This is a genomic window from Amycolatopsis sp. AA4 (assembly GCF_002796545.1).
GTDB lineage: Bacteria > Actinomycetota > Actinomycetes > Mycobacteriales > Pseudonocardiaceae > Amycolatopsis.
Genome location: NZ_CP024894.1, coordinates 5,771,519 through 5,790,642 on the forward strand (window position 1 = coordinate 5,771,519; position 19,124 = coordinate 5,790,642).

Consider the following 19,124-nt stretch of genomic DNA (forward strand, 5'->3'; position numbering starts at 1 on the left):
GTCGCGCTACCGCGGCGGACCCCGCGGCTCGCCCCGGCGCGCGACCGCCGGCCCGCTTCCCTCGGGCACAACGGCGGTGTCGCCGTCGACGTCGGTCCGGGTGACCAGCACTCCCATCGTCCCGAGAACGTCCACTGTGGACTTGCTCGGATGCCCGTATCCGTTGCCCGCGCCGACACTGATCAGCGCCGTGCGCGGCCGCACCGCCGCGAGGAACTGCGGCAGCGAATACCTCGAACCGTGGTGCGGCACCTTCAACACGTCAGCCCGCAGGTCGACGCCCTCGGCGAGCAGATCCGCCTGTGCGGCAAGTTCGACGTCTCCGGTCAGCAGGACCCGGCCGGCGCCGGTGTCCGCGCGCAGGACGACCGAACTGTTGTTGATCATCGTGCCGTCCTGCAACGCTGGTGACCGCGTGGTGGCGTAGCGCGGACCTAGTACGTCCAGCGACAGCCCCGGCCATTCCAGCCGCTGCCCTTCGCTCAACTGCACCAGCGGCACACCCCGACGCCGCGCCTCGCCGGAGACCGACTGCCACGCCCACGCGGGCGCGCGCCCTGGTCCGACCGCGATCGCGCCGACGGCTCGCCCGTCGAATACCGAGGCGAGACCGCCGATGTGATCCGCGTGCAGGTGGCTCAGCACGAGCAACGGCACCCGTTCGACGCCCAGCCTCCGCAGGCATTCGTCGACCGGCCCCGGCTCCGGCCCGGTGTCGACGACCACGGCGCGACCGGGCTCGGCGGTGGCCAGGACGACCGCATCTCCTTGCCCGACATCGCATTCCACCATCGCCCAGCCGTCCGGCGGCCAGCCAGGTGCCAGGACTTTGGCCGGCACGACCGTCAGCAGCACGAGGACCAGCCCGATCGCCACCAGCAGCCGGAGCCGCCGAAACCGCGCCGCCACCACGACTACGACCAGCAAGGCAGCCGCGCACAATCCGCCCCACCAACCGCCGGGCCAGGACAGCGCCGCGCCCGGCGCCCTTGCTCCGTGCCGCGCGACGGTGATCAGCCATTGGGCTTCCGGCTCTGCGGCATGAATCAGCAGGTGACCCGCACCCGGCCACCACGGTCCGACGACGGTTGCCAGCACTCCCAGCACCGTGACCGGCGCGACGACCGGTGCCGCAAGGACATTGGTGACCACCGAGACGAGGCTGACCGTGCCCGCCATCCCGGCGATGACTGGCGCGGTGACCACGAACGCGGCCAGCGGCACCGCGAGGCCTTCGGCGTAACCAGGTGGGACTCCCTTTCGTACCAACGAATCTGCCCAGCGCGGCGCGAGTAGCACGAGTCCTGCCGTCGCGAGAACCGAGAGCGCGAAACCGAAATTCCCCGCCATCGTCGGATCCCATGCCACCAGGACACACACCGCGAAGGCCAATGCGGGCAATGCTGAACCACGCCGTCCGAGGGCCAGCGCGAGCAACCCGATGCCGCCCATGACGCCTGCTCGCACCACACTCGGTTCGGGGCCCACCAGGACGAGGAATCCCATCAGACAGGCTCCGGCCGCCGTCGCGGAAAACCTCGGGCCCGCTCGGACCAATCGGCACAGCAGCAGAACAGCTCCGCCGATGATGACGAGGTTCCCACCGCTCACCGCCATCAGATGGGTGAGTCCGGAGGCCTTGAATTCCGCTTCGACCCGTTGGGGCAACGCAGTCGTGTCGCCCAGCACCAGTCCGGGCAGGAGTCCCGCTGGTTCCTCCGGGAGGATCGCGCAGAGCGAGTGCAGGCTGTTCCGCAGTGCCGAGGCGGCGCGCTGCCACCATGGCGCTGGCCCGATATCGACTGGCGCGGCACGGACGGAGAGGACTGCGGCGGTCAGTTCGCCGCCGCGGGCGGGCATGAGGCGACCGGACGTCGTTACTTCCTGGCCGGGCAGCAGGCCGCTCCATCCGGTGACTGGGGCCAGCAACAGGACCCGGCCGGTCGATGCGACCGGCTGACCGTCCACTGTGGCCCTGGTGACCTGTGCCGGAATCGCCACTGAGCGAGTGCCTGCCTGCTGATCGGCGTAGCCAGCTTGGTGAATCGGGCGTGGACGTTCGCTGATCTCGACTCGCAGCGTCGCTGTTACGGCATGCGTGGCTGCGGCTGCCAACGGGTCGGCTGCTGCGTCGTGGATGCGCAAAGCGGTGGGCACTGCGGCAACGAGCCCTACGAGTAGGAGGGCTCCCCCGGCACCGAGGTATCTGGCGCGGCCGCGCGCTAGCAGGACCACGGCACCGATCGCTGCTACTGCTCCGATCGCGGTCGCGACCCACCAGCCGAGTTGCAGTCCGGCGAGCGTGGCCGCCCATCCGGCGACGGCAGCGGGGACGAGACGGAAATCGTGGTCCCGCCGCGACTTTTCTTCGGTTTCCAGCTTCATCTGACGGTCACCTGCTCGCGCAGCTTTTCGAATTTGCTCTCACCGATGCCGTCGACGTCGCGGAGTTGTTCGACGCTCGAAAATCCGCCGTGTTGGGTGCGCCAGTCGGTGATGCGCCGGGCGGTGACCTCGCCGACGCCCGGGAGGCTGTCGAGTTGTTCGGCGGTCGCGGAGTTCAGGTCGATCTTGCTGGCCGCCGCGCTTGAGCCGACCGGTGCCGCTTGGGCGGCTGGGACACCGACTGCCAGTTGCTCGCCGTCGGTGAGTTTGCGGGCGAGGTTGAGTGTCGTCAGGTCGACGCCTGGGTTGGCGCCACCGGCTGCGCGCAGGGCGTCGGCGACGCGCGAACCTGACGGCACCGTGACGAGGCCGGGCGAACGCACGTGGCCGACCACGCTGATTACCAGGTTCTCGTTGGCTTTCGACGCGTGCGGCACTTGCGCGCGAGCGGTCGGGAGGGGCGGGGCGATCTCAGCCGCGGGTGAGCGGCCGAAGATTGCCAGCCCTCCGGCGATGACGGCGGCAGTTGCCAGCAAAGCGAGGGCGAAGATCATTCCTCTCCGGCCCAGGAAGCCGGGCAGGCCGGTTGAGCCGGGGAGCCAGCGACGGGTCAGGCGGTGTTCGGTGTGTTCGGGCAGCCAGCTGCGGACCAGTTTTCCGGCGGTCAGCTGATTTTCCGGTGGGGCTGGGTTGTCGGCGAGTGCGGACAATCGGGCGGTGCGGTCTGGTGGCCGCAACAACGGCGTACCAGCCGCGTCGGGCACCGATGGGCCCTCCGGGACCGGCGAACTGTTGGCAGGTGCAGACAATCGAGCTGTGCGGCCCCGCGTCCGCAGCACCGGCGCACGAGCGGCGTCGAGCCCCGATCGGCTGTCCGGGAGCGGCGAGCTGTCGGCAACTGCAGACAGCCCAGCGTGCGTGCCGCCTACGTCTGCCAGCAGGCGACTGTCGGCGACCGTGGGCAGCGAATCCTCCGCACTCGGCCGCCGGTCGCGCACCGCCCGGCCGAGGGGCGGCCAGCGGCGTGCCGACCGGCCGCCGGGGCCGGCGGCATGCGGGATCGCGGCCAGCTGGTCGGCCAGCCAGGTGAGCCTGACGTTGACGGGAGTGCCCTGATCTCGGGCGGACTGCTCGAACACACGATCGACGCTAGGCGTCGGCCGGCCCGGCGGCGAGAGGGTTCCGCGCGATCTGTGGACAACCCGCCCCTTGGGGACAACTCGGCCGTCATCGCCGGTGACGCGCCCGAATCAGTCGGGATACGCGGTCATACTGGCGGGTTTGGCCTGCGGTACCGGTCATCGAAAAGCGTTCGCGCCCGCCGCCGGGCATCCGCTAGACCTGGTAGCCAGCCGTCGAACGAGAGCATGTCGCCGTGGACCACAGCGATCTGACCTTGCGCCCGATCTCCGGGGCGGACGAACTCGATCTCTTTTGCCAACTCGAGCACGAACTCGCCGACGATCTCGCGGCTCGGCGGCGGAGGCTGGAATGGATGTGGATCGCGCTCCGAGGCGACGAACTCGCCAAGGGCACTCGAATCCTTGCCGCACAAGAGGTTTCTCGCATCCGGGCGGCAACAGACCTCGCCAATGCCCCGATGGCGAACGCGTTCCGGCGCGCCGGATACGTCAACTTTGAACGCACAATCACCATGGCCGGGCAGTGATCCGAATGGAACCTTGGGAGCGCGCAGTCGCCCACATCGCCGCATTGGCGACCGGCAACCGGGCCGATCCGTCGTGGCGGGTCACGCCGCATTTCCACCCGGACCGGCTGGTCGGCGGGGTGCCGATCCTGGAACGGATGGCCCGGGACGGCCGGTACCGCTCGCAGTTCGAGACCGGCGTGAGCAACGGTGGGCTGACCGCGCATCCGGGCGGAGAACGCTGGCGCTGGGAAAGCCGGTTGTTCGGCGGTGCCTACGACGAGGCCGCACCGGCGCATCGGCCGAAATACGGGTCGCTGAATTTCCGCGGCCGGAAGGCGGGCGGGTCGCCGAGGTTCGGTTCGGCGCATCTGCGACTCGCCCGGCACACTATGTCGCGAACGACTTTCAGTTATCCCGACAGTGTTTTCGAGCCGACGTCCTTCGGCGTCGAGGAGCACCTGTCCGAACTGGTCGCGATCGCGGAAGCGGACGGCAAAGATCTTCTGGAGGACTACATCGAGGCGCAGGTGCACGGCGAGGTGGACTTGGCGCGGGACGTCGAAGCGTTGGTTCTCGATCCGTCCTATCGAGGGACGGAAATCGAGACAGCGGCGCGAAAATTGGGCCCGGTCGAATGGCACGACGGGTTCCGGATCACCGCTGAAGAACTGCTTCGACAACCCGATTACCGCGGGCCGGCATTCACCGCGCTCGGTGCCGAACTCGCCGAGGACGGACGGCTCGACCCGCGCATCCTGGGGAAAGCCGCTGGTCACGACGAGCAAGATCGCAAGCGCGTCTGGCACCTGCTCGCCCGGTTCGGCAACCAGGAACTCAGCTAGCTCGCTGTACGACCACGCCGAGCACGCCAGGCCCGGTGTGCGCGCCGATGACCGCGCCGATCTCCGAGACCACGCATCCCCCGGCGCAGCCCGGAATCACTTCCTCCAGCCGGTTCGCCAATTCGACGGCCCGCTCCGGCGAGGCGAGATGATGCACCGCCAGCTCGACCGGTCCGGTGCCCGCCGCCTGCACCGACAACTCGACCAACCGCCCGATCGCGCGGTTCATCGTGCGCACCTTCTCCAGCGGCAGGATCCGCCCGTCGGACATGTGCAGCACCGGTTTCACCGCCAGCGCGGTGCCGAGCAACGCCGCGGCCGAGCCGATGCGGCCGCCGCGGCGCAGGTGTTCCAACGTCTCGACCACGAACAACGTCGACGACCGTTCGGCCGCTTTCGTCGCGACCTCTTCGACTTCCGCCGGGCTGGCTCCGGCAGCGGCAGCGTCGGCGGCGTGGAGGGCGGCGAAGCCCAAACCCATCGCTGTGGTGCGGGAATCGACGACGCGGACCCGGTCCGAACCGACTTCTTCCGCGGCCAGAACGGCGGCTTCCCAGGTGCCGGACAACTCGCGCGACAGGTGCACGGACACGACCGCGTCCGCGCCGGCGTCGAGTGCGGCGCGGAATTCGGTGACGAACTCAGCCGGAGTGGGCCGGGAAGTCGTGACGATCTTGCGCTCCCCCAGCGCTTCCGCGAGCGCGGCGGGACCCATTTCGACGCCGTCGAGCGAGCACACGCCTTCCACGAGGACATGCAGGGGCACCACCCGCACCGAGTGCCGCTCGGCGAAGCCTTCGGGCAGGTGCGCGGTGGAGTCCGTGACCACGGCGACCGACACGTCGTCAGCCTACGTCGCCAGAGCCGAGGTGCGGGGCAACGAGTTTCGCCATCGCGGTGCCGACGGCTTCGTGCCCGGCCCATCCCCAGTGCATGCCGTCGGGATTTCCCGCGCCGCTCAAGACATGTTCGCCAACTACGCCGGGCGTGTCGAGCAACGGCACTTCGCGTCGCGCGGCCCACGAGGCGAGTGCAGCGGCTGCTTCGGCGCGTCCTGTGTGTACGCGCCCGTACGCATCAGCGCGGTGTACCGAAGGAAGCATTCCGAACACAGGCAACTCAGGTCGCAACGCGCGCAACGCTTCGACGGACTGGTCCAGGTAGCTCACACTCAGCCGCGCCGGAAGCACACGGGGACGTCCTCGCATGAGGACAGACAACCGAGGCTGCGCAGCGAGATAGGCACCGCGTACAACGCGACGCACGCCGTCGGGGCGAAGGTAGCGAAGTCCCTGACGCAGATAGGTCGGCAACGGCGACGGCAGTGTGTCCATGTGGCCGACCGCGAGCACTACAGCGTCAACGCGACGCAGGTCCGCCCACACGCGTGGGTCGCCGGTGAGCGACCACCACAGATCGCGCGCGGTCCAGCCGATGCCCGCGACGAGGTCGGCTCGGCCGGACAATGCGTTCGCGGCGACGTTGGGCCACAGGCGCGGATCGTCGGCCGCGCAAGGGCCCTCGGGGCCGTGGAAACAGAGTGAATCGCCGAAGACGAGCAGCTGCGGGCTCATCGGGTCAGCCGGTGATGCCCGCGTTGTACGCGTGCAACCGCCACTTCCCCTCGCGGTGGCCGAGATCGACCCAGTGGCAGTTCATGATCCCGCCGAGCGACGGCCAGACCTCGACCGGAAGGCCGAGCAGCTTCGCCGTCAGCGCGAGGATCAGGCCGCCGTGCGAGGCGAGCAGGACCGATTCCCCTGCGTCGGAGTTCGGCTGCATCAGGTCGTCGACCACCTCGGCGGCACGTTCGGCCACCTCGACCCGGGACTCGCCGCCGGGCGGGGCCCACGCGGCGTTGGCGCGCCACAGCTCGCGGTCGCCGGGATAACCCTCGTCGACCTCGGCTCCGGTGAGGCCCTGCCATTCGCCGAGGTGCGTCTCGCGCAGCCGCTTGTCGATCTGCAGCGGAACGCCGATCGCGTCGGTGAGCACCGTCGCGGTGTCGGTGGCGCGGCGCAGGTCGGAGGCGATCACCAGGTCCGGCGCGAACCGCGCGAGCGCGGGCACGGCGAAGCGCGCCTGGTTCCAGCCGACCGGGGTCAGCGCCGAATCGAGGTGTCCCTGCATGCGGCCGGCGGCGTTGTAGTCCGTCTCGCCGTGCCGCCAGAGCAGCAGCCGCCGCGGGCTCACGCCTCCGGACCGTCCGCGTCGCCGGCGTCGCTGGCGGGGACCGTCGCCAGTCCTTCGACCTCGATCCGCGGGCAGTCCTTCCACAGCCGTTCGAGGCCGTAGAACGAGCGCTCGTCGGCGTGCTGGACGTGCACGACGACGTCGACGTAGTCGAGCAGCACCCAGCGGCCCTCGCGCGCGCCTTCGCGCCGCACCGGCTTGTGCCCTTCCAGGCGGAGCTTCTCCTCCACGTTGTCGACGATCGCGCCGACCTGCCGCTCGTTCGCCGCGGACGCGATCACGAACGCGTCGGTGATCACGAGCTGCTCGGACACGTCCAGGACGACCACGTCGCTGGCCAGCTTGTCCGCCGCCGCGTGCGCGGCCGCCACCGCCAGGTCCCGTGCCTCGGACGTCGCTGCCACAGTGCTCCTTCAGATTTCGGGTACGCCCGGACGAGGGTACCCGGTCAGGCCTCGGCGTCCTTGCGGTAGAGGTCCTTCTTGGCGATGTAGCGCACAACGCCGTCGGGCACGAGGTACCAGACGGGCTCGCCGCGCTCGACGCGTTCGCGGCATCCGGTGGACGAAATGGCCATGGCAGTGACCTCGACCAGGCTCACCTTGCCGCTCGGCAGATGGTGCGAGTTGAGCCGGTAGCCGGGGCGGGTGACGCCGATGAAATGCGCGAAGTCGAACAGCTCGTCGGCCTTGTGCCAGGTGAGAATCTGTTCGAGGGCGTCGGCCCCGGTGATGAAGAACAGCTCGTCGTCGGGGTATTCCTCGTGCAGGTCCCGCAGCGTGTCGACGGTGTAGGTCTGCCCGCCGCGGTCGATGTCGACCCGGCTCACCGAGAAGACCGGGTTGGACGCGGTGGCGATGACCGTCATCAGGTACCGGTCCTCGGCGCGGGTGACGCGACGGCCGGACTTCTGCCACGGCTGCCCGGTCGGCACGAAGATGACCTCGTCGAGCGCGAAGCGCGACTGCACCTCGCTGGCCGCGACGAGGTGGCCGTGGTGCACGGGGTCGAAGGTGCCGCCCATGACCCCGATCCGGCGTGGTGACATAGCCGGTGAGCCTATACGCGCGGGCACGCGAGGGCTTCCCGTCCCGGCTGCGACCTAGGTTACTGTTGTGACATGAGTCACATAACTCTGCGTTTCCGGCCGGAAACTGTCCGTTCGGGTCCGGGCGGCTCGGGAATTGTCGGGGCCATGGGGTAGACCGGGGACGTGGACACCACCGAAGCTCTACGGACCCGCGCGGAGACCCTCCTCCGCGCGCTCGCCGGAGACAACGCCGCCCTCCGAGAGGACCAGTGGACCGCCATCGAGGCACTGGTCGCGCACCACCGGCGCGCGCTCGTCGTGCAGCGCACCGGCTGGGGGAAGTCGGCCGTGTACTTCCTGGCCACCGCGCTGCTGCGGGAACAGGGAGCGGGGCCGACGGTCATCGTGTCGCCGCTGCTCGCCCTGATGCGCAACCAGATCTCCGCCGCCGCCCGGGCGGGGATCCACGCGGCCACGATCAACTCGGCGAACGCGCAGGAGTGGGACCAGGTCCAGGCGTCGGTGGCCGCGGGCGAGGTGGACGTGCTGCTGGTCAGTCCGGAACGGCTGAACAACCCGGACTTCCGCGACAGCGTGCTGCCGAAGCTCACCGCGAGCGCAGGCCTGCTGGTGGTGGACGAGGCGCACTGCATTTCCGACTGGGGCCACGATTTCCGGCCGGACTACCGGCGGCTGCGCACGCTGCTGGGAGACCTGCCGGAGGGCGTGCCGGTGCTGGCCACCACCGCGACCGCGAATGACCGCGTGGCCACGGACGTCGCCGAGCAGCTCGGCATCGGCGGCGAGACGGACACGCTCGTGCTGCGCGGTCCGCTCGACCGGGAAAGCCTGCGGCTGGCGGTCGCCGAACTGCCCAGCGACGAGGCACGGCTCGCTTGGCTCGCCGAGCACCTGGCGGAGCTGCCCGGGTCGGGCATCATCTACACGCTCACCGTCGCCGCCGCGCACGACGTCACCGCGCTGCTGTCCGATCGCGGCTATCCGGTGGCCGCCTACACCGGGAAAACCGATCCGGCCGACCGCCAGGCCGCGGAGGACGACCTGCTGGAGAACCGGGTCAAGGCGCTCGTGGCGACGTCGGCGCTCGGCATGGGGTTCGACAAGCCGGACCTCGGGTTCGTGGTGCACCTCGGCGCGCCGTCGTCGCCGATCGCCTACTACCAGCAGGTCGGCCGCGCCGGTCGCGGCGTCGAGCGGGCCGAGGTGGTGCTGCTGCCCGGACGGGAGGACAAGGCGATCTGGGCGTACTTCGGGTCGCTGGCGTTCCCGGACGAACTGCGGGTCACGCAGGTGCTCAACGCGCTCGCGTACGCCGACCGTCCACTTTCGACAGCCGCGCTGGAGCCGTCGGTCGAGCTCTCCCGGTCCCGTCTGGAGATGGTGCTGAAAGTGCTCGATGTGGACGGTGCGGTGCGCCGGGTGCGCGGCGGCTGGGAAAGCACCGGGCAGCCGTGGGAGTACGACCGGGAACGGTACGAACGCGTCGGCGTCGCGCGGGCGGCCGAGCAGGAGGCGATGCTCGGGTACATCCGCACGGCCGGGTGCCGGATGGAGTACCTGCGGCGGCAGCTCGACGACCCGGAGGCAGCGCCGTGCGGCCGGTGCGACAACTGCACCGGCGAGCACTGGAGCACGGCGGTGTCCGAGGAAATCGCCGGGGCCACGCGGGAACGGCTGGACCGGCCCGGCGTTGAGGTGGCGCCGCGCAAGCAGTGGCCCAGCGGGATGAAGGGGCTCGACGTGCCGCTGTCGGGCCGGATCAAGACGGAGGAGCAGGCCGAGCCGGGACAGGCGCTGGGCCGGCTCACGGACGTGGGCTGGGGCGGCCGGTTGCGCGAACTGCTCGGCCCGGGCGCGCCGGACGCCGAGGTCCCCGACTCGGTGTTCGACGCGTGCGTGAAGGTGCTCGCGGGATGGCAGTGGGCGCAACGCCCGGTGGCGGTGGTGGCGATCCCGTCGGCGACGCGTCCGCAATTGGTCGACAGCCTCGCGCTGCGGCTGTCGGCGATCGGCCGGCTGGACTATCTGGGAGAGCTGGCGTCGGCCGGACCGCCGCCGCGGCAAGCGAACAGCGCCCAGCGACTGGCCGATCTGTGGCGGCGGCTGAGCCTGCCGGAGGACGTGGCGGCGAACGTCGCGCAAACGCGCGGGCCGGTGCTGCTGGTGGACGACCTGATCGACACCGGCTGGACGATGACGCTGGCGGCCCGGCTGCTGCGCAAGGCCGGGGCGGAGGGGGTGTTGCCGTTCGCGTTGGCGACTACTGCTTGAGGTGCGCTGGGATCGGGCTGGCCGGGTTGGCTTGGTGGCCGGGGGCGGCGGCTGGCGAGTGCGCTCCGCCAAGCAGCCCGGCGGTCGGCCTCGGCCAGAGCGGTTTGCGCATCCGTGTCGCCGATCAGCCACCACACGACGGCTGGCCATCGTGCGGTGGCTGACCGCTCCTCCGCTCAATCTCCGGCGGCCGCCGCCCGCGTCGCTTCGCATGGCGGCCGGTCGCGCTGCCAGCTCCCGTCCGATGCCGCCCGCGTCGCTTCGCACGGCAACCGCTCGCGCTGCCAGCTACCGTCCGGTGCCGCCCGCGTCGCTTCGCACGGCGGCCGGTCGCGCCGCCGCTCAATCTCCGGCCGTCACCCGCGTCCGTCGCCCGTCCCCGCACGGCAACCGGCCGCGCAACGACCCGTCCCGGGTACGGCAGCTATCCGCGCCGTCTCCCGGATCACCGCACGATCCCCTGCGGCCAAAGCACTCCCGCATCACCCACCGCAGTGGGACATGCACTAACTGCCATCCTTTGCCGAGATCTACCGATCTCCGGGCATTTCTGGCAAAGTCCCGTTCCACCCGTGCGGACGTGTGGAGGTTGCCGATGGCCGGTCCTGCGACCGAAGGCGTTGCCCGGCATCGGTTGCCGGTGCGGAAGTTGTTCGCTGCCAGTGCGGGCAACGCGCTCGAGTGGTTCGACTGGACGATCTACGCGACCTTCAGCATCTACTTCGCCGGCGCGTTCTTCCCTCCCGGCAACGAAACGCTCGCCCTGATCAACACGTTCGCCACCTACGCGCTCGCGTTCTTCTTCCGGCCGCTCGGCGGCGTGCTGCTCGGGCGGTTCGCCGACGTGCACGGGCGCAAGCCCGCCATGATCCTCACCATTTCGCTGATGGCGGGCGGGTCCGTCGCGATCGGGGTGCTTCCCACGTTCGCGCAGGTCGGCTGGCTGGCTCCGATCCTCCTGCTGCTCGCGCGGATCGCGCAGGGGCTTTCGCTCGGCGGCGAGGTGTCGAACGCTTCCGCGTACCTCGGCGAGGTCGCGCCCAAGGAGCGGCGGGGGCGGTACTCCGCCTTCTTCTACATTTCCACCGGGTCCGCCGTCCTCATCGCGACCGTCCTCGGCTTCGTGCTCGCCCGCACCATGGACAAGGCGCACCTCACCTCGTTCGGCTGGCGGATTCCGTTCCTGCTCGGCGGCGTGCTCGGACTGGTCGGGCTGTGGCTGCGCCGCAGTCTCGCGGAAACCGAGCTGTACCACGAGAAAAAGGACGTCGCACGACAAGTTCGGCGGCCGTTGCTCACCACGATCACCCAGCATCCGCGCGCGGTCGGGCAGCTCATCGGGTTCTCGATGCTCAACACGCTGTGCTACTACACGTTCTTCAGCGCCCTCCCGTCGTTCGCGGTCAAGGGGCGCGGCGCGAACGACGTCGACACGTTCCTCGCGCTTTCCGTCGCGACCGCGCTGTTCGTCGTCCTCCAGTACCCGATGGGCGCGCTCGCCGACCGGTACGGGCGGCGGCCTCAGCTGCTCGTCTGGTCCGCGGCGACCGCGCTGGTGATCGTGCCGCTCTCCTACCTCGTGCGGCCCGGGATCGGGAATCTGCTCATCGTGTTCTGTGTCGGCCTCGCGCTCTACACCGCGATGACCTCGCTCGCGCCGGCGATCATGAGCGAGCTCTTCCCCACCGAACTGCGCGGGCTCGGCATCGGCGCCTGGTACAACCTGACCGTCGCCGTGTTCGGCGGCACCGCGCCGCTCGTGCTCAGCGCGCTGTCCGCGGCGGGCGCGGCCACGGCCTTCTTCTGGTACGTCGCGGGCGGAGCCGTGATCGCGTTCGTCGTGATCCTCCGGATGCCCGAAACGAAGGGCAGCGAACTGCGGTAAACCCGTTCGCGCGCGGTCGGTAGGCTTCACCGATCGACTACGCGAAGGAGGGACACCGTGCGCAAGCCCGAGGTTAGTGAGGAACTGGCCCGACGCGTGGTGGCCGCGCTCCGCCGCGCGTTCGACGTCGACCTCGACCCGTCCGCGGCGCTCGTCGCGGTGTCCACTCGCGACGGTGTCGACTACCAGTGCAACCTGGCGATGAGCCTCGGCAAGCGGCTCGGCAAACCGCCGCGCGAGGTCGCGGCCGGGATCGTCGAGAACCTGGAGCTGGACGGCGTCGCCGACCGGCCCGAGATCGCCGGGCCCGGGTTCCTGAACTTCGTGCTGCGCCGCGAATGGCTCGAGCAGCGCGTCGCCGAGCAGGCGCGCGACGACCGGCTGGGCGTCCCGGAAACCGAGCAGCCGCGCCGGGTCGCGCTCGATTACAGCAGTCCCAACGTGGCCAAGGAAATGCACGTCGGGCACCTGCGCTCCACGGTGCTCGGCGACGCGATCAGCAGGCTGCTGCGCGTCGTCGGGCACGAGGTGCTGCCGCACAACCACCTCGGCGACTGGGGCACGCCGTTCGGCATGCTCATCGAGCACCACCTGGACGAACCGTCCGGCGACCGCAGCGACCTCAACGCGTTCTACCAGGCCGCGCGCCGGAAGTTCGACGCCGACGAGGCCTTCGCGACCCGCTCCCGCGAGCGCGTCGTGAAGCTCCAGAGCGGCGACCCGGACACGCTCGCCTTCTGGCAGGAACTGGTCGACGAGTCGACAAGGCACTTCAACGCGGCCTACCGCCAACTCGGCATCACGCTCACCGACGACGACATCTACGGCGAGAGCTTCTACAACCCGTACCTGGGCGAGGTCGTCGACGAACTCGAAGCCGACGGGCTGACCGAAATCAGCGACGGCGCGGTCTGTGTGTTCCCCGAAGGCTTCGCCAACCGCGAAGGCGACCGGCTCCCGCTCATCGTCCGCAAGCGCGACGGCGGCTACGGCTACGCGGCCACCGACCTCGCCACCATCCGGTACTGGACCGCGGAACGCGGCGCGACCGACCTGCTGTACGTCGTCGGCACCCCGCAGGCACAGCATTTCGCGATGATCTTCGCGGTGGCCCGCGCGGCCGGCTGGCTCGACGGCGTGCACGCCGAGCACATCGGGTTCGGCTCGATCCTCGGCGCGGACGGCAAGGTGATGCGCACCCGCGCCGGCGAGACGATCAAGCTCGCCAACCTGCTCGACGAAGCGGTCGCGCAGGCCGCGGAAGTCGTTGCCGAGCGCAGTGAACTCAGCGAGGAAGAGCAGCGGGAGGTCGCGCGCGCAGTCGGAATCGGCGCGGTGAAGTACGCCGACCTGTCCAGCGACCGCGAGCGCGACTACGTGTTCGACTGGGACCGCATGCTCGCCAAGGACGGCAACACGTCCGTCTACCTGCAGTACGCGCACGCGCGGATCGAGTCGATTCTCGCCAAAGCAGGCGAAACCGACGACAACGCGCCAGTCGTGCTTCAAGAACCGGCGGAACGCGCGCTCGCGCTGACGCTGCTGCGGTTCAGCGAAGCGATCAGCGCGGCGACATCCGCGTACGCGCCGCACAAGCTCTGTACGTACCTGTACGACACCGCGGTCACGTTCTCGCGCTTCTACGAACAGTGCCCGGTGCTGACCGCGGAAACGCCGGAGCTGCGGGCTTCGCGGGTACAGCTGGCCAAGCTCACGTCGCGCACGCTCGTGCAGGGCTTGGCGTTGCTCGGCATCGAGGCCCCGCGCCGCCTCTGACTCACCGGCCGAACTGTCCGATGTGGACGAGCGCCATCAACGTGTCGGCGACCTCGGCCACCGCTTTCCCCCGCGCGGCGGGCGGCAGTTCACCGCACCACGTCGGCGCCTGGCTCATCGCGGCGTGCATGCACTGCAGCACGGTGTCGACGCTGGTGACGGTGAACTCGCCGCTCGCCAGGCCTTCTTCGATCAGCGCGCGGAACAGCGCGTCGTGGCGGAGGCGGAGTTCCTTGATGCGCTCGCGTTGCGCGCTCGGCCATTCGCGCGGCATCAGGAACAGCCGCAGCGCCGCCGGATAGTCGTTGACCGCGATCGTGACGTGCTCGTGGATGAGCGCGCGCAATCGGACCTCCGGCGTGCCCTCAGTGCGCTCGAGCAGTTGCTCCAGCCGGGCCGTCCACTCGTCGCCGAGCGTCTCGATCGCCGCCGTGCCCAGCTCGTCCTTGCTGGAGAAGTAGTAGTACAGCGAGCCCTTCGTGACGTCGAGGCGCTCGGCGACGTGCTCCAGGCTCACCGCGTCGTAGCCGCGCTCGCCGAACAGCTCGGCCGCCGCCGTCAGGATCTCCTGGATCCGCTTGCCCCGCTTGCGCCGCACGCGCTCGGACGGCGGTTTCACCGCGCCCATCCTGCTCCTCCCGGTTTTCCGCTGTCCCGGAAGCCTACCGGTTGACCATGAGTTCAACTCTTGACTCAACAGTCAAATTTTGTCACCGTGGTCAGACGACAGACGGGAGCGGACGATGGAGTTCGAGGACATCCGGTACGAAATCGACGGTCCGGCCGCGGTCATCACGATCGACCGGCCGGAGCGCTACAACGCCTTCCGCGGGCGGACGGTCGACGAGCTGATCAAGGCCTTCCGCTTGGCGTGGGCGGACAAGCAGGTCCAGGCGGTGATCCTCACCGGGGCCGGCGAGAAGGCGTTCTGCACCGGCGGCGACGTCAAACAGCGCGCGGAGACGGGCGACTACGGCCCGACCGAGAGCGGCATGTTCGAGATCGGCAACCTGCACAAGGTCATCCGCGACATCCCGAAGCCGGTGATCGCCGCGGTCAACGGGGTCGCGATCGGCGGCGGGCACGTGCTGCACGTCCTGTGCGACGTCACGATCGCCAGCGAAACCGCGCGGTTCGGCCAGGCCGGGCCGCGGGTCGGGTCGTTCGACGCCGGGTTCGGTTCGGCGTATCTCGCGCGCGTCGTCGGCGAGAAGAAGGCGCGCGAGATCTGGTTCTTCTGCCGCCAGTACGACGCGGCCGAGGCGGAGCGGATGGGCCTGGTCAATGCGGTCGTCCCGCCAGGCGAGCTGCTCAAGACCGCCAAGGCGTGGGCCGAGGAGGCCGCCGAGAAAAGCCCGACCGCCCTGCGGTTTCTCAAGCAGTCCTTCAACGCGGACACCGACCACCAGGCCGGACTGTCCAATTTGGCCATGTCCGCGCTCGACCTGTTCACCGCCTCGCCGGAGGGCCTGGAGGGCGCGCAAGCGTTTGCGGAGAAGCGCAAGCCGGACTTCGTCTCGCACGTGAACTGGCACTGACGATGGATTTCGCGTTCACCGACGACGAGGACGCCTACCGGCAAGAACTGCGCCGGTTCGCCATCAAAGTCCTTGCGCCGCACTATCAATCCGACGACAAGGCGGCGACGTTGCGCCCGCAGCTCGTCGCGGACCTGGCCTCGATGGGCCTGACCGGCCTGCGCATCCCGGAACGGCACGGCGGCCAGGAGGCCAGCGCGGTCGTCGCCGGGATGGCGGCCGAGGAGGTCGCGCGCGGCGACTTCAACGCGGCTTACCTGATCATCGTCAGCGCGCTGGTCAGCGACATCCTCACCCGCAACGCGACCGAGGAGCAGCAGGCGGCGTGGCTGCCGCCGATCGCGTCCGGCGAAGTCGTGCCCGCGTTCTGCATCACCGAACCCGGGCACGGCACGGACGCCGCGACGCTGGAGATGAAGGCCGAGCCGGACGGGGCCGGCTGGCGGCTCACCGGCGAGAAAACGTCGATCACGCTGGGCATGTCCGCCGACGTCGCGCTCGTGCTCGCCCGCACCGGCGGCCCCGGCGCCCGCGGGGTAAGCGCGTTCTGGGTCGAACTGGACGACGCGTACGTCTCGCGGGCGGCGTTCGACGACCTCGGCAGCCGGGCGATCGGCCGGGCCTCCCTGCACTTCGACGGACTGCCCGTCCCGAAGGAAGCGTTGGTCGGCGGCGAAGGCCACGGGTTCGTCTCCGTGATGCAGGGCTTCGACTATTCACGCGCGATCATCGGGCTCGCTTGCCTTGGCGCAGCACAGGTTTCGCTCGACGAGGCACTGCAGTGGTCCCGCGACCGCGAGGCGTTCGGCAGTCCGATCGGCACCTTCCAGGGTGTCGCGTTCCCGCTCGCCGAGCAGGCGACGTACCTGCGTGGCGCCCGGCACGTCTGTTACGAGGCGTTGTGGCGCAAGGACAACGACGTCGAGCACAGCACCGAGGCCGCGATGGCGAAGTTCTGGGCGCCGAAGCTCGCCGCCGAGACGATCCACCAGTGCCTCCTGACGTTCGGGCACCTCGGGTACTCCAGCGAAAGCCCGGTCGGGCAACGGCTTCGCGACGTGATCGGCCTCGAAATCGGCGACGGCACCGCGCAGGTGTCGAAGCTTGTCATCGCGCGCAACCTGCTGGGCCGCGCCTACGCACCCTGATGGAGAAAACATGCTGAAGGACAAAGTCATCATCGTGACCGGCGCAGGTCAGGGCATCGGCCGCGGCATCGCCGAGAAGCTGGCCGCCGAGGGCGCGACCGTCGTGGTCAGCGACCTCAACGAGACCACGGCGAAGGAAACCGCGGCCGCGATCGGCGGGATCGGCATAAAGACCGACGTGACCTCGCCGGAATCCGTCGCCGCCGCGGTCGAGCAGGTCCGCGCGCAGTTCGGCCGGATCGACGTGCTGGTCAACAACGCCGGATGGGACAAAGCCGGCCCGTTCGTGGAGTCCGATCGCGCCGATTGGGACCGCGTCGTGCAGATCAACCTCTACGGCGTGCTCAACACGTGCCGCGAGGTGCTGCCGGTGATGGTCGAGCAGGGCTTCGGCTCGGTGGTCAACATCGCCTCCGACGCCGGTCGGGTCGGCTCGTCGGGCGAGGCGGTGTACTCGGCGGCGAAGGGCGGCATCATCGCGTTCACGAAGTCGATCGCCCGGGAACTGGCGCGCAACACGGTCAACGCCAACGTCGTCTGTCCCGGTCCTGCCGACACCCAACTGTTCGCCTCGCTCGGCGGCGACAACCCGAAACTGCGCGAAGCGCTGACGAAAGCCATCCCGTTCCGCCGGCTCGCGCAGCCGTCCGACATCGCGAACGTGGTCGCCTTCCTGGCCTCCGACGAGGCCGCCTACGTCACCGGCCAGACCGTCAGCGTCAGCGGCGGCCTCACGATGAGCTGACCCGGAGCCCGCCATGCCGTTCGCGACGATCCTCGACGACGAGACGATCGAAGCCCACACCCGCGCCGGGTACTGGGTGAACCGGACCATCACCGACTACCTCGACGACGCCGCCGCGGCCGCGCCGGACAAGACCGCGTTCGTCGATTCGCAGCGCAGCATCACGTTCGGCCAGCTCAAACGGGAGGTCGACCGGTGCGCGCTCGGGCTGCTGGAACTGGGCGTCCGGCCCGGCGACGTCGTGTCGTTCCAGCTGCCGAACCGGATCGAGTGGATCGTCGTGCACTACGCGGCGAGCCGGATCGGCGCGGTCAGCAATCCCCTCATCCCGATCTACCGGGACCGCGAGGTCGGCTTCATGGTGGCGCTCGCGAGGTCAAAAGTCCTGGTGATCCCGCGGGAATTCCGCGGTTTCGACTATCCGGCGATGGCGCGGCGGCTCCGTCCGCAGTGGCCGGAACTGGAGCACGTGCTGGTGGTCGGGTCGTCCTGGGACGAGTTCGCCGCGACGCCCTGGGAGCAACGGCGCGAACTGCCGTCCTGGCGGCCGGATCCCAACGACGTCACCCTGCTGATCTTCACCTCCGGCACCACCGGCGAGCCCAAGGGCGTGATGCACACCCACAACACCGCGGTCGCGGCGAACAATCCGCTCCCCCAGCGACTCGGCATCACCTCCGACAGCGTCCTGCACATGGCTTCGACGCTCGCGCATCTCACTGGTTTCCTTTACGGCGCAAGGCTCGGCGTGCAGAACGGTGCGACGTGCGTGTTGCAAGACGTGTGGGATGCCGCGCGGTTCGTGGAGCTGGTCGCCGAACACGGCATCACCTACACCTCCGCCGCCACGCCGTTCCTGCACGACCTGTTGTCCGCACCGAATCTCGCCGAGCACGATCTCAGCTCCCTGCAACGGTTCTGCTGCATGGGCGCGCCGATCCCCCGCGCGCTCGTGCGGCAGGCACGCCGGAAACTCCCCGGACTCGTCGTGCTCGGCGGCTGGGGGCAGAGCGAGGACGCGCTGGTCACGCTCGGCATCCCGGGCGATCCGGACGACAAGCTGATCGACACCGACGGTTATCCGTGGCCCGGAATGCGGATCCGGGTCGTCGACGCGGACGGGACCGAACTGCCGCCGGGCGCCGAGGGCCGGCTGCAGGTCGCCGGGCCGTTCCTGTTCGTCGGCTACGCGGAACGGCTCGAGCTGGCCCGCGAGAGTTTCACCGGCGATTGGTTCGACACCGGCGACCTCGCGGCTGTCGACGCCGACGGCTATCTCCGCATCGCCGGCCGCACCAAGGACGTGATCATCCGCGGCGGAGAGAACATCCCGGTCGCGTACGTGGAGAACGTCCTTTACGAACACCCGGACGTCGAGGCGGTCGCCGTGGTCGCGGTCGCCGATCCGCGGCTGCAGGAACGCGCGTGCGCCTGCCTCGTGCTCACCCCCGGTGCTTCCTTGGATCTGGAGAAGCTGCGCGGCTTTCTCGCCGAGAAGGGCGTCGCCAAACAGTACTGGCCGGAGCGCGTGGAGCTGTTTCCGGACCTTCCCCGGACCGCCAGCGGCAAAATCCAGAAGTTCCAGCTCCGCGCGCTGGTGGACAAACAGAGCGGGACCGGTCCCCAGCCGCTTCAGTAG

The 19,124-nt window shown here is 69.7% G+C and carries 17 protein-coding genes; 9 read left to right on the forward strand and 8 right to left on the reverse strand.

Annotated features, from left to right (window positions below):
• Window positions 1–6: 6 nt before the first annotated feature.
• Window positions 7–2,385 (reverse strand): ComEC/Rec2 family competence protein, encoded by a 2,379-nt coding sequence (locus CU254_RS26720; protein WP_009081043.1) that lies wholly within the window; start codon window positions 2,383–2,385, stop codon window positions 7–9.
• Window positions 2,382–3,149 carry a ComEA family DNA-binding protein gene (locus tag CU254_RS26725; protein WP_234392751.1) on the reverse strand — a complete coding sequence of 256 codons (768 nt, stop codon included), beginning with the start codon at window positions 3,147–3,149 and terminating at the stop codon, window positions 2,382–2,384. The genes CU254_RS26720 and CU254_RS26725 overlap by 4 nt, the downstream gene beginning before the upstream one ends.
• A 611-nt stretch (window positions 3,150–3,760) precedes the next feature.
• Here CU254_RS26725 and CU254_RS26735 point away from each other — a divergent pair.
• Together CU254_RS26735 and CU254_RS26740 are read left to right on the forward strand one after the other, a co-directional pair.
• Window positions 3,761–4,054 (forward strand): hypothetical protein, encoded by a 294-nt coding sequence (locus tag CU254_RS26735; protein ID WP_009081047.1) that lies wholly within the window; start codon window positions 3,761–3,763, stop codon window positions 4,052–4,054.
• A gap of 5 nt (window positions 4,055–4,059) precedes the next feature.
• Window positions 4,060–4,878, forward strand: coding sequence for a DUF3626 domain-containing protein (locus CU254_RS26740; protein ID WP_078560896.1), 819 nt, complete (start codon window positions 4,060–4,062; stop codon window positions 4,876–4,878).
• Here CU254_RS26740 and CU254_RS26745 read toward each other — a convergent pair.
• From CU254_RS26745 to nadD, 5 genes are read right to left on the reverse strand one after another with little or no spacing between them, the layout of a single operon-like run.
• A complete protein-coding gene (locus CU254_RS26745; RefSeq protein ID WP_009081050.1) occupies window positions 4,871–5,719 on the reverse strand; it encodes a DegV family protein in 849 nt (282 codons plus the stop codon). The genes CU254_RS26740 and CU254_RS26745 overlap by 8 nt on opposite strands.
• A gap of 4 nt (window positions 5,720–5,723) precedes the next feature.
• Complete coding sequence (gene octT / locus CU254_RS26750) at window positions 5,724–6,452, reverse strand: diglucosylglycerate octanoyltransferase (protein ID WP_009081052.1); 729 nt, start codon at window positions 6,450–6,452, stop codon at window positions 5,724–5,726.
• A 4-nt stretch (window positions 6,453–6,456) separates the two neighbouring features.
• The gene (locus CU254_RS26755) at window positions 6,457–7,071 is read right to left on the reverse strand and encodes a histidine phosphatase family protein (RefSeq protein WP_009081054.1); all 615 of its coding nucleotides are present in this window, start codon (window positions 7,069–7,071) and stop codon (window positions 6,457–6,459) included.
• A complete protein-coding gene (gene rsfS, locus CU254_RS26760; RefSeq protein ID WP_009081056.1) occupies window positions 7,068–7,475 on the reverse strand; it encodes a ribosome silencing factor in 408 nt (135 codons plus the stop codon). Before rsfS ends, CU254_RS26755 begins: the two co-directional genes overlap by 4 nt.
• A gap of 44 nt (window positions 7,476–7,519) precedes the next feature.
• Window positions 7,520–8,119 carry a nicotinate-nucleotide adenylyltransferase gene (nadD, locus tag CU254_RS26765; RefSeq protein WP_078560899.1) on the reverse strand — a complete coding sequence of 200 codons (600 nt, stop codon included), beginning with the start codon at window positions 8,117–8,119 and terminating at the stop codon, window positions 7,520–7,522.
• Window positions 8,120–8,284: 165 nt separating this feature from the next.
• On the opposite strand from nadD, the gene CU254_RS26770 reads away from it, so the two are divergent.
• The 3 genes from CU254_RS26770 (at window position 8,285) to argS (ending at window position 14,054) form a co-directional block, all read left to right on the forward strand.
• A complete protein-coding gene (locus tag CU254_RS26770; RefSeq protein ID WP_009081059.1) occupies window positions 8,285–10,393 on the forward strand; it encodes a RecQ family ATP-dependent DNA helicase in 2,109 nt (702 codons plus the stop codon).
• A 595-nt stretch (window positions 10,394–10,988) separates the two neighbouring features.
• Window positions 10,989–12,278 carry an MFS transporter gene (locus CU254_RS26775; RefSeq protein ID WP_009081061.1) on the forward strand — a complete coding sequence of 430 codons (1,290 nt, stop codon included), beginning with the start codon at window positions 10,989–10,991 and terminating at the stop codon, window positions 12,276–12,278.
• A gap of 57 nt (window positions 12,279–12,335) precedes the next feature.
• Entirely contained in the window at window positions 12,336–14,054 is a 1,719-nt protein-coding gene (argS, locus tag CU254_RS26780) for an arginine--tRNA ligase (RefSeq protein ID WP_009081062.1), read from the forward strand.
• A 1-nt stretch (window position 14,055) separates the two neighbouring features.
• On the opposite strand, the gene CU254_RS26785 is transcribed toward argS, so the two are convergent.
• Window positions 14,056–14,682: a TetR/AcrR family transcriptional regulator gene (locus CU254_RS26785; RefSeq protein WP_009081063.1), complete on the reverse strand. Its 627-nt coding sequence runs from the start codon at window positions 14,680–14,682 to the stop codon at window positions 14,056–14,058.
• Window positions 14,683–14,797: 115 nt separating this feature from the next.
• Between CU254_RS26785 and CU254_RS26790 the strand changes: the two genes are divergently transcribed.
• Genes CU254_RS26790 through CU254_RS26805 form a run of 4 tightly spaced genes read left to right on the forward strand, consistent with a single transcriptional unit; the run spans window position 14,798 to window position 19,124 of the window.
• Complete coding sequence (locus tag CU254_RS26790; protein WP_009081064.1) at window positions 14,798–15,592, forward strand: enoyl-CoA hydratase-related protein; 795 nt, start codon at window positions 14,798–14,800, stop codon at window positions 15,590–15,592.
• Window positions 15,593–15,594: 2 nt separating this feature from the next.
• Window positions 15,595–16,740, forward strand: a complete 1,146-nt coding sequence (locus CU254_RS26795) for an acyl-CoA dehydrogenase family protein (RefSeq protein ID WP_009081065.1) — start codon at window positions 15,595–15,597, stop codon at window positions 16,738–16,740.
• Between the two features lie 10 nt (window positions 16,741–16,750).
• Window positions 16,751–17,485 (forward strand): SDR family NAD(P)-dependent oxidoreductase, encoded by a 735-nt coding sequence (locus tag CU254_RS26800; protein WP_009081067.1) that lies wholly within the window; start codon window positions 16,751–16,753, stop codon window positions 17,483–17,485.
• A 13-nt stretch (window positions 17,486–17,498) separates the two neighbouring features.
• A complete protein-coding gene (locus CU254_RS26805) occupies window positions 17,499–19,124 on the forward strand; it encodes an AMP-binding protein (protein ID WP_009081069.1) in 1,626 nt (541 codons plus the stop codon).